The following is a 15375-nucleotide window of genomic DNA, read 5'->3' as shown; positions in this document are numbered from 1 at the left end:
CTAAACACAATCAATATCTTAGGAAAAAAATAATGGAATTTTTGAAAGGACGTTATTCACTAGCTATAGCAATCGGGGCGATTTTTGGTGCATTGAGTCGTTTCTATTTCACCGAAGCCGCCAAAGCAATTTTTGGTAAAGATTTTGGCTTTTATGGCACATTTTTTATTAACGTGACGGGCTGTTTGTTGATTGCTTATATTTTAACTTTAGCGATCGAAAATATTCGACAGATCTCACCTGAATTGCGACTAATGACAACAACCGGTTTCTGCGGAGCCTATACAACCTTTTCTACCTATGGTTTAGAAACCAATGGTTTTTTAGCCAAGGGAGATAACCAAACGATGTTCCTTTATTTTTTCGGAAGTGCCGTAGTCGGTATGATTTGTGTCCAAATCGGTGTTTTATTGGCAAGAGCAAGTCTGCAAAGGACTTAAATTGTAGGAGGTTTGTCGTCAAAGGAGGTAGACTTGCCGTGGCTCTAATTCTGATGAATAAAGGAGTTGAGGGTTGAGGGAAAATATTTCTAAACTTCAGCATCCTGCTGTCAGAGCAGTGGTCAATAAATTATATCTCATCGGTTGCTTACTGACCGTTAGTTTTAGTTGCTGGATATATCAAATTTTGCCCGTTCGTGCGGAGCCTTTGACCCCGCCCAAAACCTGTCAAATTGGAGTTTATTTGACATCATTGCGAGATTTTAATCCAGCAGAGAACTCATTTGCTGCAAATTTCTGGATCTGGAGTGTGTGTCCTTTTGATAATATGAAACCTTTAGAAACCCTGAAGGTTTTAGATAGCAAGGAAGTTAGCAAAAATTACGATAGGTTTTCCCGCAATGAAAATCTATCAGATCTATTTGGAGCGAGTAAAAATGTCTTCTGGTCTGGACAAGAGATCGGCACAACTCTCTATTACAACTGGGACACAAATAACTATCCATTTGATCGCCATATATTGCAAATTATACTAGAGGAAACCCAGTTAGACGCATCTAATTTTGTTCATACCCCAGATTATTCTGGCTCCAGCTATCAGAAAGATATGAATTTGGCGGGTTGGAAAATTACAGATTTTAAGATTTCTCAAGTTAATTTTCCTTATCAAACCAGCTTTGGTAATCCGTCAATCCCAAAAGATAACAATTACCGTTCCCGCATCGTGATTTCAGTTACGATTAATCGCGAGAGCAAAGTTAGCTTTTTTAAACTTTCTTTGGGGGTTTATGCGGCGGTAGCATTGTCAATCATTACATTGCTGCTGGATGAAGATTTTGGGGATCGAATGGGTATTTTTGTCGGGACTTTGTTTGCCGTTTTAGTTAATATGCAAACAGCAACATCCGAGTTAGGAAGTAGCAATTCCGTCACCCTAATTGATTTCATTCACATCATGGCAATTATTTACATTTTCATTACAGCCAGTCTGCTAGTTTATACTCGATTTTTAAGCGAATCAGAACAGGAACAGTTATCACGGGATTTAATGCGGCGCTTTGCTGTTCCGATCCTGTCCGGTTCATTTGTTGTGCTTAATATTGTTGTTATTGCTCACGCAGCAATCGTGGGTTAAATAAAAATGCTAATTCTACTTTTCTACGCTGGAAAAGACCTCTTTGCAATTAGTAGTTCCTATATTGTTGAGGTAATTCCGCGAGTTAGTTTCAGGAAAGTACATCATGTACCCGAATATGTCGCGGGTTTATTTAATTACCGAGGAGTAATTCTCCCCGTCATTGACCTGTGCCAATTAATCCAAGGAACTCCAGGGCGATCGCACCTTAGTACCCGGATTATTATTGTTAAATATCCTAATCAGAAAGGAGATCCACAATATTTAGGTCTGATGGCCGAGCGGGTGACGGAGACTCTAAATATATCAACTACAGACATTAAAGATTCCAGTATTCGGGTTGATGAAGCCCCCTACTTAAGCGGCACAATCATTGATGAAAAACGGATTATTCAATGTCTTCAACTTGAGAAACTTTTCAGTGATGAACAACACGCTTATTTGCTCATGGGTGAAAACACTTAATTAAATGGGCAATAGGCAATAGGCAATAGGCAATAGAAAAAATAACGATTGTCCAGTAAAGCTCAATTTCCAATTCATTTCCAATTCGTAATTCCTAATACCATGTTTAACAATATTACTAGCCGCCTGATCCTGGGTTTTTCCGTTCCGATTCTGTTTCTAATTATCCTAGGCTCGATGCTATTTTCCGGCATCGGAAACTTAGTCCAATTGCAGTTAGACTCAAAGCAAGCAGGTGATCACATCAGCAATACAGATGCCTATGCTTACGATGTCGCCAGGATTATCGCTAGTATCCGAGGATATGCTCTTTATCCTAAAGATCCTTACTATCGTGGGACTTATGAGAAAGCCCGAGAAAGTATGCTTGCGAACAAAGAGGAATTGGCAAACATTGCCGATCCACAGTTGCGAGAAGCCGTAAACGCCATGCTCCAGATTGGTGATGAGTACGATAGCGTTGCAGCAGGTGTTTATACCCTAGTCGATGCCGATAAGATGAATGAAGCCAAACAACAAATTTTAATTCCTCGGATTGCCAGACTAGCTGAAGCCAGCGAGCGGGCGCATACTATTCTTGAAGCTAAACTCAATGAGAATTTACTCCAAGCCCAGAAAGCCAAGCAGTTTCAGACTTTGCTAATCATTTTAGGAACCCTAGTAACGATTGTGGCAAGTCTGGCGGCGGCCTTTATGATCACATTGCCCATCCGACGAGATCTACCCAAGGTGGTGAAAGCAGCAGAGCAGATTGCTGAAGGAGATTTACAACAAACCCTTGAAGTCAGCAACGATACTACCGAAATTGGTAAGTTGATGGCCGCGTTTCACTATATGTCCAAAAAACTTAATTCCCTGATTCTCCAGATGCAAAAGTCAGGAGTTCAGATCAGTACATCTTCCACTCAAATTGCCGCCGCCGGGAAAGAATTAGAAGCCACCGTTGTTGAACAACTGGCTTCGACGAATGAAGTTAGTGCTACCTCCCAGCAGATTGCCGCCACCTCAAAAGAACTGGTCAGAGTCATGGAGCAGGTGACACAGATGGCACAGTCCACAGCCACATCCGCCGGAGCCAGTCATAATGACCTCAACCGCATGGAAACCGTCATGCGCGAACTTTCGGGAGCCACCACCAGCATTACCAGCAAACTGGGGGTGATGAATGAAAAGGCAAATAACATTAATAGTGTGGTGACTACTATTAATAAAGTTGCTGATCAGACGAACCTGCTTTCGTTGAATGCGGCGATCGAAGCCGAAAAAGCCGGGGAATATGGGGCCGGGTTTGCGGTAGTTGCACGGGAAATTCGCCGACTAGCCGATCAAACCGCCGTCGCCACCTTAGAAATTGCCCAGATGATTAAAGAGATGCAGTCCGCCGTTTCTACGGGTGTGATGGAAATGGATAAATTCAGTAAATCAGTGGTTGATAGCGTTGTCGATGTCAGCAAAATTAGCGAGCGGGTGACTCTGGTAATTGAGCAAGTACAAGGATTGACCCCCCGCTTTGAGCGGGTGAGTCAGAGCATTGAGGAACAATCCCAAGGAGCCCAACAGATTAGTGAAGCCATGGGACAACTCAGTCAAGCATCCCAGCAGACAGTAGACTCTTTACGAGAGACAAACAATGCTGTATATCAGCTTGACGAGGCGGCAAATGGATTACGAAAAGAAATTGCTAAGTTCAAAACCGCATAGGGTTAGATATGGTATTAGATAAAATCGCCAGATTGTTAAGCCAAACTATCGGCTTAGATCCCGATATCGCCAGCCCCAATCAGATTGCCAGATCGGTCGAGACTCGTCGAGTCAAATGTAAATTACCGGATCAGTCGAGCTATTGGGCAAGATTACAAACCTCTGCGACCGAATTAGAGGAATTGATCGAAATTCTGATCGTTCCCGAAACTTGGTTTTTCCGAGATGGTAAACCCTTTGATTACCTCAAAACTTATGTCACCTCAGAATGGCGACCATCGCCAAACCGCAATATTCTGCAAGTGCTAAGTGTGCCATCCTCTACGGGGGAAGAACCTTACTCCATCGCGATCGCCCTATTAGAAGCGGGTCTACATCCCAAACAATTCGAGATTGATGCCATAGATATTAGCCATCGATCGCTTGCCAAAGCAAGGCGGGGAGTCTACACTAAAAATTCCTTTCGGGGCGAGGACTGGAAACCGCGATCGCGCTACTTTCAGCAAACGGATCAGGGTTATGAACTCTCCGAATCTATTCGTAAGTTGGTTAATTTTCAGCAGGGAAATGTCTTAACCGCCCTTGCTCTGACTCAAAAGCAATACAACATTATCTTCTGTCGTAACTTATTAATCTATTTGAAATCCGAAGTTTGCGAACAAGTATTAGCAGCCCTTGATCGCTTGCTGATCCCCGGAGGATTACTGTTTGTTGGAGCATCTGAAACCGGAAAAATTGTCGCAGACCCCTATAAATCCATCCGTCAGCCCTTCACCTTTGCCTATCGCAAGCAAGAGGGAGTTGGGGAGCAGGGGGAGCAGGGGAGGCAGGGGGAGCAGGGGAGAGGGGGAGAGGGGAGATCAGGGGGAGCGTCCTCGCTCGCTGACAGTCAACAGTCAACCGTCAGTAGAGACGCGCCATGGCACGTCTCTACACAGTCAACCGTCAACCGTCAACCCTCTATTAATTTACAAGCCGTGAGACAACTGGCGGATGAAGGGCGACTAGCAGAGGCAACCACCCTTTGTCAGAGCTATTTGAGTGATCATCCCACCAGTGCGGATGCTTATATTCTTTTAGGGGAGTTATATCAAGCTAACCAACAAAATAGGCAAGCAGAACAGTGCTTTCAACGGGCTATCTATCTCGATCCCAATTCCTATCCCGCTTTAGTTCACCTAGCATTGTTGAAAGAAAATCAAGGCGATCCAGTTGGAGCCAACCTCATTCAGCAGCGAATTTCAGCCCTGGGATCACGGTTTCAGAACAGAATCTTAGAAGGGGAAACCTAATATGTTCAAAAATCAATCCATGCAGGCTCGCCTGATCGTCGCTTTCATCTTTATGGGGCTTTTGGTGCTGATTGTCGCCTTGGTCGGTCTGAGCGGTAGTTCTCGGTTGAGTAAGCATATCAATACCTTAGCCAAGAATAATGTTCCTAGTATTTCTGGGCTGTGGAAAATTAACGAAGGAAAAACCCAGATTCAATCATCAGAAAGGGGTTTGCTGGATATCAATCTCAACAAAGAAGGGCGACAGAATGAAATCGGTCGCATGGATAACGCTTGGAAGCAAATTCAAGAGGGATTTCATCAATACGAAGCGGCTCCTAAGTCGAACGCGGAAGAAGAGAAAGTTTATAAAGACTTTTTGACTCAGTGGGATGTGTGGAAGAAAGCCCATGATCAGTTTTTGAGACTTAATCTGCGGTTCGAGAGTCAGGGAACTGTCAATGTAGTGGACAATTTTACTGGAGGATTTCAGCCCGTAGACTCTGGATTAAAAGCCCTGGAGAACCAAGTTGAGGCAAACCGTCAACCCTCTCAAGCTGTAACGAATCTGCTATTGACACTGTTAAAAATTAATGAAGACTTGGCATCCCAAACCGAAAAAATCTCAGAACAAGATGTTTCTCAAGTCGGATTTTGGGCTTTTGTAGCGATTATTATTGGGCCGGGAACGGCTATTTTATTTGGAATTTTCTTTAGTAATACCATCGCTAAACCCCTTGGGGCAAAGATTGCCGGGGTTGTTGATATTGCTCACCGGATTTCATCGGGAGACTTAACCAGTGAAATTTCCCTAGCGGAACAGGAAGATGAAGTCGGGCAATTACAGAATGTCTTTTACACCATGAATAAAGATCTGAATGCCCTAGTTAATCGGATTCAACGCTCAGGAAATCAAATCACCAGTTCTACCGACTTAATTACCGCTTCTGGTAAAAACCTAGAAGCAACTGTGGCTGAACAGGTGGCTTCAACTAATGAAGTCTCAGCAACGGCCCATCAAATTGCCGCGACATCCAAGCAGTTGGTGAAAACAATGGAGCAGGTGGCGGTGATGGCTGAACAGACAACCATAGCCGCAGGTAACAGTAAAGACAATCTGCATCACATTGATTCTGTAATGCGCCAGTTGTTAGAAGGGACTCAGGTAATTTCTTCCAAGCTGGAAGTTATGCACCAACGGGCTAACAATATCAGCCAGGTGGTGACAACTATCACGGTTGTAGCCGATCAAACTAACTTACTGTCCCTGAATGCTGCTCTCGAAGCAGAGAGAGCCGGAGAATATGGGGCGGGGTTTGCGGTGGTAGCCAGGGAGATCCGGCGATTAGCAGATCGCACCGCCGTTGCTACTTTAGAAATCGAGCAGATGATTAAGGAGATGCAATTAGCCGTGTCTATTGGTGTAACAGAGATGGATAAGTTTACGAAATCCGTCGTTAACAGCGTCGAAGACGTAGACCGCATTAGCGACCAAGTGGCGGAAGTGATTCAACAGGTACAGGGATTAACTCCCCGCTTTGAACAGGTGAGTCAGAGCGTTGATGAACAATCTCAGGGAGCGCAGCAAATTAGCGAGGCGATGGAACATCTGAGTCAGGCATCTCAGCAGACAGCCGACTCATTACGAGAAACCAGTCATGCCTTAGAACAGCTTGACGAAGCAACTCATAGCTTAAAAACAGAGATTTCACGATTTAAAGTAATAGCATAAAAATGAGGAATTAAATCATGGAAAGTTATATTAATACGGTATCTATCATACCCGAAAATTCCGAGCCTCCAACTCTCAATGATTGTTGGAATAAAATTGGGGTGATGGGCGATCGCTCCTGTGGCGAACTCAAGACCGTGATCCACTGCCGAAATTGCAAGGTTTATTCGGCGGCGGGACGCAGTTTATTAGAGCGCGAGGCTCCACCCGAATATCTCCAAGAATGGACGGATATTTTATCAGAATCTTCCACCCAGCAAACCGAAGTGGGAGAAGGTACGTTAGTGCGGGCAACAGACACCCTTTCGGTGATTATTTTTCGTCTGGGTAACGAGAGACTGGCATTGCCCGTTAACATCCTCCAAGAAGTGACTCCCCTCTACACAATTCATACCGTCCCTCACCGTAGAAACTCGGTGTTTTTGGGATTAATAAATATTCGCGGTGAAACCCTGCTCTGTATTTCGATCAGAGACTTGCTGGGCTTAGAACCCGTCACCGAATCCGTAGATTTATCGAATTCGATTAATCCACAACGGATGATTGTAGCGGGGAAAAATGAGAACAAGTGGGTTTTTCCTGTGGATGAAGTTCATGGAACCTATCGCTTCCATCTCAATGAATTTAAAGACGCTCCCGTTGTCATTTCCAAGGCATCAGAAGCTTACACCAAAGGAGTTGTGACCTGGCAAGGCAAGAAGATCAACTTTTTGGACTCCGAACTCTTGTTCTACACCCTAAGTCATAAGGTTTTTTAATCATGAGTGATGATTCGATGATCGAGCTATTTCGCCAAGAAGCTCAGACGCAGGTTGCGATCTTGACTCAGGGACTCCTGATCTTGGAAACCAATTCTCAATCCGAGGAAATCTTACAAGCCTTAATGCGAGTCGCCCATTCCATTAAAGGTGCCGCTCGGATTATTTCTCTGGATGCGGTGATTAACTTGGCTCACTGTATGGAAGATTGTTTTGTAGCCGCACAGAACAAGATTATTACCTTGGGCCCAGAACAAATTGATGTTTTACTCCAAGCCGTTGACTTATTTCAGGCTATCAGTCAGGTTCCTGAAGCCGAGATGCTCTCTTGGCTAACTGAAAACATCGGAGAGTTTGAGGCTTGTTGTGCTGCAATTAGAGCACTGCTACCTCCAGATTTTAACGCTCGTCGATCATCCTTAGTCAACGTTGATCAGAGTTTGGAGATCACTCCAACTCCTCCTCAAGAAAAGGTCGCTTTAGAAGCAATTACCATCCCCAATGATCGGGTTGTGCGGGTGAGCGCCGAGAATTTGAATCGAATTATGGGGCTCGCGGGTGAATCTTTGGTTGAGGCCAATTGGCTGCAACCCTTTGCCGATTCCTTTACGGCCCTCAGATACCGCCAATTAGAGCTTTCCCGACTTCTGGAAACCCTCCATACTGCCTTAGCGAACACGGCGATTAGTCCCGAAAGCCAACAAGTTGTGGATACGGCTCGAGGGAAAGCCCAAGAATGCCGGGAAATTCTCACCGATCGTTTGAGTGAACTGGAACTCTATGCCCGTCGCACTACTAACTTGAGCGATCGCCTTTACCGAGAAGTGATTGCTTCCCATATGCGTCCCTTTGTGGATGGCGTACAGGGACTTCCGCGCATGGTTCGTGACCTCTCCCGACGATTAGATAAACAGGTGAAGTTCCAGATTGTCGGTCAGTCTACTCTGGTTGATCGGGATATTCTCAAAAAGCTAGAAGCTCCCCTGACTCATATAATCCGCAATGCTGTTGATCATGGGATTGAATCTCCAGAAGCTCGTGAGGCATCAGGGAAGCCAGTGGAGGGTAATATTCGCCTGGAGGCTTTTCATCGCGGTGGAATGCTGGCGATTAGTGTTTCTGATGATGGTAAAGGCATCGATCCCAATTACATTCGTCAACATATTGTTGATCGAAATTTAGCTTCATCGGAGACGGCGGCGCAACTGACGGAAGCTGAAATCATTGAATTTCTGTTTCTCTCTGGATTTTCTACCACTAACCAGGTGACGGAAATTTCCGGGCGAGGGGTGGGATTAGATATTGCTAAGAGCATGGTGCAAGAGGTGGGTGGCACTATCCGTGCTGTCTCTCAATTGGGGAATGGAACCAGTTTTCACTTTCAGCTTCCCCTGACGCTATCGGTGGTGAGGACGCTAATTGTCACGATTTCTGATGAACCCTACGCCTTTCCCTTGGCACGGGTGGATCGAATTGTTAAACTCGACAAGTCGGAGATTTATGTTGTCGAAGGTCGCCAATATTTTACCAAGGATGGTCAAAATATTGGGTTAATCGCCGCCCACGATATTTTAGATTTGCCAGAAACACTCCCCGATTCCGATGCGCTTTGTGTGGTTGTGATTAGTGACCAATCTAACGCTTATGGTCTTTTTGTAGATGAGTTTCTCGGTGAGCGAGATTTGGTGGTGCGTCCCCTTGACCCCCGTTTGGGTAAGGTTCGGGATATTAGTGCCTCTGCCTTGATGGATGATGGCTCCCCGGTTTTAATTTTGGATGTTTCTGATTTAGTCCGAACCATTGACAATATGCTCAACAGTGGTCAATTAAGACCTGTTGATATTAATAAAGCCAAAGCTAAAGCCAAAAAAGCCGACGACCATAAACGTATTTTAGTTGTGGATGATTCGATTACGGTGCGAGAAATGACCCGGAAATTGTTACAAAATCGGGGCTATAATGTTGATGTTGCCGTGAATGGGATGGATGCTTGGACGGCTATTCGCAGCAATCCTTATGATTTGATTGTTAGCGATATTGATATGCCTCGGATGAATGGGATTGAATTGGTGAAGCAAATCAAAGAACATCCTAAATTTCAGGTTATTCCTGTGATTATTGTTTCCTATCGCGATCGCGAGGATGACCGCATTCAAGGCATGGAAGCCGGGGCAAATTATTACCTGACCAAAAGCAGCTTTCACGATGATACATTAATCAATGCAATCATCGATCTGATTGGAAAATAAAAGGCTGAATCCCCCATTTATAATTCGTAATTCGTAATTCGTAATTCCCCATTCCCCATTCCCCATTCCCCATTCCCTATTAAAAGTATGAGAATCGCGATCGTCAACGATACAGCTATGGCTGTAGAAGCTCTTAAACGAGTGCTTTTAACTGTTCCTAATTATCAAGTTATCTGGATTGCCCGCGATGGTAAAGAAGCCGTTGACCGTTGTGCAAAAGATACTCCCGACTTGATTTTAATGGATTTGTTTATGCCTATTATGGACGGTGTGGAAGCGACCCGCCAGATTATGCAGCAGAGTCCCTGCATCATCTTGATCGTGACAGCAAGCGTGGGAAATCATGCCGGAAAAGTGTTTGAGGCGATGGGATATGGGGCGCGCGATGCGGTGGATACTCCGATTTTAGGAACTCAGGAAAGCTCAAATTCTCACCAACCCTTACTTGCCAAAATTGTTACCCTCAGCAAGCTGATTGGCAAATCATCGACCCCCTCCACACCCCCACTCCCAACCTCAAAACTGACTTCATTCTCCAAACCCTCTACCCCACTTCCTCGCCTCGTGACTATTGGCTCCTCAACGGGTGGGCCAAAAGCCCTGGCGACGATTCTCTCCCGACTTCCTGCCAATTTTGGGGCGGCAATTGCCATTGTCCAGCACGTCGATATGCAGTTTTCTGCGGGTCTGGTGGATTGGCTGAATCAACAAACCCCTCTGACGGTACGATTGGCTAATATTGGCGATCGCTTAGAAAAGGGTATTGTTCACATTGCCGGGACTAACGATCACCTTAGTATCCGGGCTGATCTCACATTGTATTACACAAAAGAACCTATTAACTATCCCTGTCGACCCTCAGTAGATGTTTTTTTTAAGAGCCTAGCCCAACACTGGCATCATAAAGAAATTGCTGTATTACTTACGGGGATGGGACAAGACGGTGCTGATGGACTCAAGGTTTTGCGTGAGACTGGATGGCACACGATCGCTCAGGATGAAAAAAGTTCTATTGTCTATGGTATGCCTAAAGCGGCAGTTCAGTTAAATGCTGCCATTGAAGTTCTGCCTCCTGAAGCGATCGCTAATACCTTAATTCAGCGAATTAATAATGGTAGTTAGTTAGATTGAGGTTAACTAAAATTAACAATTAGTAAAGATTTAAAGGGCAATATAATGGTAATCTATAATTAAATTCAGTCCTAAACGGGCAAAATATCCATCTGATATCACCTAACAATACTACGGAAGACGGATGAACAAGAAAAAATTAATTGATGCTGTAGAGAAGCTGTCAAAGGAAGCCCATCGCAGTCCAGAAGAACAGTTTTTTATTAGAATGCTAAAACAGGTTTGGGAAATTGACTGGTCTGTTCCTCCATCTGATGTCTGGCGTAATTTGATCGCACGGAATCAAGACTATTTCTTTGGTTTTATGGAACTTGATGATGGAGATGAAAAAGAAGAAAACTGGTTACTCGGTTCTTTAGATGCGATCGTTGAGTCGTTAATTCAGAAAAATAGCGATAGTCAATGGAAAACTAAAATTGTAAACACCATTGATGAGTTAAATCAATTGCGTTTAAAGATTCAAAAGTAAATAGCGATAGTAATTTTGATCATGCCGTATGAATAGATTTTTTAAAAGTTTAGAGAATTTTGTAGAACAATGTCTTTGGTTACTTCGATTTATCACACTGGTTCCAGTTGTCTTTAGTATCCTGAGTGTATTCATATTGTTTATCTTGGGAAGCATCGAGATTTTAGGAAGTTTACGAATACTTCTACATATTACATAAAGCCAATCAAACACTATCGGAAGCAGAATTGACTTATCTCTTTTCTAGTATGGATATTGACGGTAGTGGCGAAATTGATTTTGAAGAATTTGGTGAACTCATGTTACGGCATCGCCGCTTGATGTCAAAATATGAAGAGTTTATCACCTATTTTATACCTATTGATACTGATGAAGACGAGTCCATAAGTGTGGAAGAAATGAATATTGCCTTATCCAGTGTTGGAGAACTACCGTTAACACATGATGAGGTTAATTTTTTACAAGCAAAAACTGGGGGAAAACCTTTGACTTGGCATCGGTTTATTGAATTACTGCTTGTAACTTAGAAAATCTGTGATAATATAGACGCTATGTATTCTGTATGAAATTTTTACAATAGTTTCTGAAGTAAAAAAAGAGAAAAAAATGAAACAAGAGCATCTATCTTCAAATATAATTCCTAACTTGGAAACATCTGGCCCAGTAGCAGAAAATAATCACCAGGAAGGAAAGGTTTATTTTATTCGCCATGGTGAAAGTACCAGCAATGAACGCAATATTTTTGCAGGTGTATTAGATGTAGATTTGACTGCATTTGGTAGATTGCAAGCGCGTCAAGCAGGTTCTGACCTCAAGAAAAAAGGGATGAAGTTCGATGCAGTATATGTCTCTCACATGAGACGCGCAAGACAAACCTGCGAAATTGCCCTGGCTGAAAGTCAATCTTTGAAATCCGCCGATACTCCTATACAAATAGACCATCGAATTAGCGAAAAATCCTTTGGCATTTTTGCAGGTCGTAACCTAAATTTGCTGCGTTTAGCTTTGGGCTACGAAGGCTTTGAGGAAATGTTACATTCCCATAACGAAGCACCTCCGGCTGGCGAAAAAATTGCACAAGTTTATCGACGCGCTGCAAATTTTTATCAAGAGCGAATTGTACCACATTTAGAAAGAGGTGAAACTGTTCTGGTGGTGTGTCATCAATATGTATTAGAGCCTTTAGCACTTTATTTAAGTGATTTACCACCAACGGCTTATAAACATCTGAAACTTCCTAATGGTAAAGCCCTCAGTCAAGAGGAGTTAGTTAAGTTTCGTGATAAGGAATCCGGTGGTGCTTCTTCCCTACGTAAACAGATCAATGATCTGTCAATTATGTGGGCAATTTTTCTGTATGCTGCTGCTTTCCTATTAGGATGCTTGGTAAGGTCGTTAACTGCCTCGGAATGGGGAATGCCATCAGAACTATTTCGAGGAATAATTGTTGTTTGTTTGGCTGCTTCCACCTTTTATACTTACCTGGATATTGACTTTGCAGCGAGTAAACGCAAAGTAACTTCAACTGTAAAATATATAGTCTATGGGTGGATGTTAGTAAGATGGATAATTGGGCTATTGTTAATATTTTCGGGAATTTTGTATCAAAGCCCAGGGGATTTGTACAAAGTGATGTGGGTGCTGTTTTTGATGGTTCCACCCGCCCTTACTTCTCCAGTTTTATCGGTACTTTGGGGCGGTAATCTTTATCCTTCGGCTATTTTATCCAGGACTTTATCAATCATCACTCCCGTGGCACTGGTTGTGACATTTGACTTGGCAAAACAACTACCAATTAACAATTCAAGCCTGATATTTTTCGGGATTATTCTCATTTTTGGTCTGGCAATACCGGGAGCTTTAGCCCAATTTTGGCGTGATAAATCTCCTGTTGAATCAAACCACCACAGTAAAAACTGGAAATTTATTGGAGTGCTTGCTGTGGCATTCATGGCTTTGGCAACTGGGTTTCAGTTTACTCCATCAACATTCATTTCTGATTTATTTTCATCAACAGATCCGAATCGTTCACTAGCCTGTTTGCTACAATTAGCAGTAGCAACATTAGTTTTTATCTTAATCCGTGTCTCTGCCGTATTAACTTCAGTATTTACAACAGGCAAGCTGAATAAGGCAGAAGCTAAGGATGCTTATATTCTGCTTGTGAATCCCAACTTTTTCCTGTGGGCATCTCTTTTCCTGGGAGTTACTACAACTGCAAATCCAGAAGCTGTAAAATATGCAATTTTTTGGGCAGCATTAGGGTTTTTCTCTATACCACTCATCGAGCAGATATTGTTTATGAATTCATTTAGTAATGAATTATTGAGAGAAACCCTACGATCTTCGAGAATGGCAACAGAAGATATCAGAAAGCTTTTCCTTGAGTTGGATACAGATGGAAGTAAGTCCCTCGATAAAGAGGAAATTATGGAACTTTTAGGTCGAATAGAGGATATGACAACAGGTGAACGTAGCTCCCAAGAAGTCAGGAGATACATAACTGATTATCTGTTCAATACTCTTGACACAGATAAAAATGGCACAGTTGATTTGCAAGAGTTAGAAGATTATGTATCAACCTATGGGTTAGTTGCTAACCTTAATGTTGTTTCTGTATGAAACTAAGGAAAAAAATATGTCTTTAAATGTTGAAATTTTAGAACAAAGCTTTGATAAAGTCAAACCTCGCGCTAATGAATTTGCAGCCAGTTTCTATGAAAATCTTTTTCAAGATTACCCAGAAGTGAAACCACTGTTTACTAAAACAGATATGAAAAACCAAGAGAAAAAACTGTTAAATTCTCTGGTTTTGGTAGTAGAAAATCTCCGCAACCCAGAGGCTTTAAGTCCAGTTCTTAAGGCTCTAGGAGCTAGACACGTCGGCTATGGAGCCATTCCTAAATATTATGGGCCTGTGGGAGAAGCACTGCTAATGACGTTTGAGCAGTATCTCCAAGAAGATTGGACTCCTGAAGTCAAAAAAGCTTGGGTTGAGATTTATACAAAAACCTCTCAATTAATGTTAGAAGGGGCCGGGGTAGACATTTCTAAGTTAAGCACACAGTCAGAGACAGAAAAACCTCCCTCACCGCCTAAAGTGTCCGTTTCCTTAGCCCAAGAAACAACCCCGCAATTATCTACAACTGCACAAATAGAACTCGTTGAAACCAGCTTTGAGAAAATCAAGCCCCGGGCGGTCGAATTTGTCTCTAGTTTTTACCAAAATCTGTTTGAAACTTATCCAGAAACTCAACGTTTGTTTGGCAAAACCGATATGGATAAGCAAGGAAAAAAACTGCTTAATTCTCTAATTTTATTAGTAGAAGGTTTACGCACACCTGAAGCGCTGATTCCCGTGTTAAAAGATTTGGGTGCTAGACATAAAGGCTATGGTACAATTACAGAATATTATCCCCTGGTTGGCGAGATTTTACTCAAAACTTTTGCCGATTATTTGCAAGAAGATTGGACTCCAGATGTCGCACAAGCTTGGCTTGAGATTTATACAAATACCTCTAATTTAATGTTAGAAGGTGCAGGGGTAGATGTTGCTGTAAAATCAGAAAAACCGGAAATCAAAGCTATACCCTTTCCCTCATCAACTGGGGAAACGGTTTTCCCCCAATCTGGAAGAATGGGTAGGGAGAAAACTGCACCACAGCAACGGAATTTAAGTCAAGTCATTAGACTAATATTAAAACCCCTAAAACTAATTCAAAATAGTTTTAAATATATTTTCAAAAAAATTCTGGATTGGTTTTGGGAATCACCTACATGGGTCGTAGCCATTACCATTGCTTTTATGTTGGTGGTTTTAGTTATTTTTACCCCTGATGATTCGGTACTATCGAGAATTTTATCAGACATTGAACCGATTAGTATTATCGTGGCTATCATTATTTTGTGTAGATATGCAAAATAAAAATAATATAGCAGGGAACACCGGAACACCGGAACACCGGAACAGCCCCCCCAAACCCCCCGTGCACGGGGGGCTAGGGGGGGAGGGAACAGGGTGGAG

The 15375-nt window shown here is 42.9% G+C and carries 13 protein-coding genes; all 13 read left to right on the top strand.

Features of this window, described 5'->3' with window-relative positions:
• The first annotated feature begins 32 nt into the window (after nucleotides 1–32).
• Entirely contained in the window at nucleotides 33–440 is a 408-nt protein-coding gene (gene crcB, locus AC559H_RS17995; RefSeq protein WP_026795390.1) for a fluoride efflux transporter CrcB, read from the top strand.
• Nucleotides 441–768: 328 nt separating this feature from the next.
• Nucleotides 769–1575, top strand: coding sequence for a ligand-gated ion channel (locus AC559H_RS17990; protein ID WP_233423100.1), 807 nt, complete (start codon nucleotides 769–771; stop codon nucleotides 1573–1575).
• Nucleotides 1576–1581: 6 nt separating this feature from the next.
• Entirely contained in the window at nucleotides 1582–2040 is a 459-nt protein-coding gene (locus tag AC559H_RS17985; protein WP_026788174.1) for a chemotaxis protein CheW, read from the top strand.
• Between the two features lie 102 nt (nucleotides 2041–2142).
• The gene (locus tag AC559H_RS17980; protein ID WP_026795391.1) at nucleotides 2143–3741 is read left to right on the top strand and encodes a methyl-accepting chemotaxis protein; all 1599 of its coding nucleotides are present in this window, start codon (nucleotides 2143–2145) and stop codon (nucleotides 3739–3741) included.
• 8 nt (nucleotides 3742–3749) lie between these two features.
• A complete protein-coding gene (locus AC559H_RS17975) occupies nucleotides 3750–5033 on the top strand; it encodes a CheR family methyltransferase (protein WP_026798565.1) in 1284 nt (427 codons plus the stop codon).
• A gap of 1 nt (nucleotide 5034) precedes the next feature.
• The gene (locus AC559H_RS17970) at nucleotides 5035–6744 is read left to right on the top strand and encodes a HAMP domain-containing methyl-accepting chemotaxis protein (protein ID WP_026795392.1); all 1710 of its coding nucleotides are present in this window, start codon (nucleotides 5035–5037) and stop codon (nucleotides 6742–6744) included.
• 17 nt (nucleotides 6745–6761) lie between these two features.
• On the top strand, nucleotides 6762–7502 hold the full coding sequence (locus tag AC559H_RS17965) for a chemotaxis protein CheW (protein WP_026795393.1): 741 nt from the start codon (nucleotides 6762–6764) through the stop codon (nucleotides 7500–7502).
• A gap of 2 nt (nucleotides 7503–7504) precedes the next feature.
• On the top strand, nucleotides 7505–9751 hold the full coding sequence (locus AC559H_RS17960; RefSeq protein WP_026795394.1) for a hybrid sensor histidine kinase/response regulator: 2247 nt from the start codon (nucleotides 7505–7507) through the stop codon (nucleotides 9749–9751).
• Nucleotides 9752–9838: 87 nt separating this feature from the next.
• Nucleotides 9839–10873 (top strand): chemotaxis response regulator protein-glutamate methylesterase, encoded by a 1035-nt coding sequence (locus AC559H_RS17955; RefSeq protein ID WP_026795395.1) that lies wholly within the window; start codon nucleotides 9839–9841, stop codon nucleotides 10871–10873.
• A gap of 133 nt (nucleotides 10874–11006) precedes the next feature.
• On the top strand, nucleotides 11007–11351 hold the full coding sequence (locus AC559H_RS17950; RefSeq protein ID WP_026795396.1) for a hypothetical protein: 345 nt from the start codon (nucleotides 11007–11009) through the stop codon (nucleotides 11349–11351).
• 188 nt (nucleotides 11352–11539) lie between these two features.
• Nucleotides 11540–11878: an EF-hand domain-containing protein gene (locus AC559H_RS17945; RefSeq protein WP_081694806.1), complete on the top strand. Its 339-nt coding sequence runs from the start codon at nucleotides 11540–11542 to the stop codon at nucleotides 11876–11878.
• Between the two features lie 79 nt (nucleotides 11879–11957).
• Entirely contained in the window at nucleotides 11958–13973 is a 2016-nt protein-coding gene (locus AC559H_RS17940; protein WP_051319712.1) for a histidine phosphatase family protein, read from the top strand.
• Between the two features lie 16 nt (nucleotides 13974–13989).
• Entirely contained in the window at nucleotides 13990–15276 is a 1287-nt protein-coding gene (locus tag AC559H_RS17935; RefSeq protein ID WP_148292362.1) for a globin family protein, read from the top strand.
• Nucleotides 15277–15375: the final 99 nt, after the last annotated feature.

The organism is Planktothrix prolifica NIVA-CYA 540, from assembly GCF_963864145.1.
Lineage (GTDB): Bacteria > Cyanobacteriota > Cyanobacteriia > Cyanobacteriales > Microcoleaceae > Planktothrix > Planktothrix agardhii.
This window is presented reverse-complemented; position numbering and strand designations above follow the sequence as displayed.

Bases quoted from the DNA above. Each gene is read 5' to 3' on its own strand.
- AC559H_RS17985 (WP_026788174.1), top strand. From the start codon at position 1,582: ATGCTAATTCTACTTTTCTACGCTGGAAAAGACCTCTTTGCAATTAGT.
- AC559H_RS17935 (WP_148292362.1), top strand. From the start codon at position 13,990: ATGTCTTTAAATGTTGAAATTTTAGAACAAAGCTTTGATAAAGTCAAA.
- AC559H_RS17965 (WP_026795393.1), top strand. From the start codon at position 6,762: ATGGAAAGTTATATTAATACGGTATCTATCATACCCGAAAATTCCGAG.
- AC559H_RS17980 (WP_026795391.1), top strand. From the start codon at position 2,143: ATGTTTAACAATATTACTAGCCGCCTGATCCTGGGTTTTTCCGTTCCG.
- crcB (WP_026795390.1), top strand. From the start codon at position 33: ATGGAATTTTTGAAAGGACGTTATTCACTAGCTATAGCAATCGGGGCG.
- AC559H_RS17960 (WP_026795394.1), top strand. From the start codon at position 7,505: ATGAGTGATGATTCGATGATCGAGCTATTTCGCCAAGAAGCTCAGACG.
- AC559H_RS17970 (WP_026795392.1), top strand. From the start codon at position 5,035: ATGTTCAAAAATCAATCCATGCAGGCTCGCCTGATCGTCGCTTTCATC.
- AC559H_RS17940 (WP_051319712.1), top strand. From the start codon at position 11,958: ATGAAACAAGAGCATCTATCTTCAAATATAATTCCTAACTTGGAAACA.
- AC559H_RS17955 (WP_026795395.1), top strand. From the start codon at position 9,839: ATGAGAATCGCGATCGTCAACGATACAGCTATGGCTGTAGAAGCTCTT.
- AC559H_RS17975 (WP_026798565.1), top strand. From the start codon at position 3,750: ATGGTATTAGATAAAATCGCCAGATTGTTAAGCCAAACTATCGGCTTA.
- AC559H_RS17990 (WP_233423100.1), top strand. From the start codon at position 769: ATGAAACCTTTAGAAACCCTGAAGGTTTTAGATAGCAAGGAAGTTAGC.
- AC559H_RS17950 (WP_026795396.1), top strand. From the start codon at position 11,007: ATGAACAAGAAAAAATTAATTGATGCTGTAGAGAAGCTGTCAAAGGAA.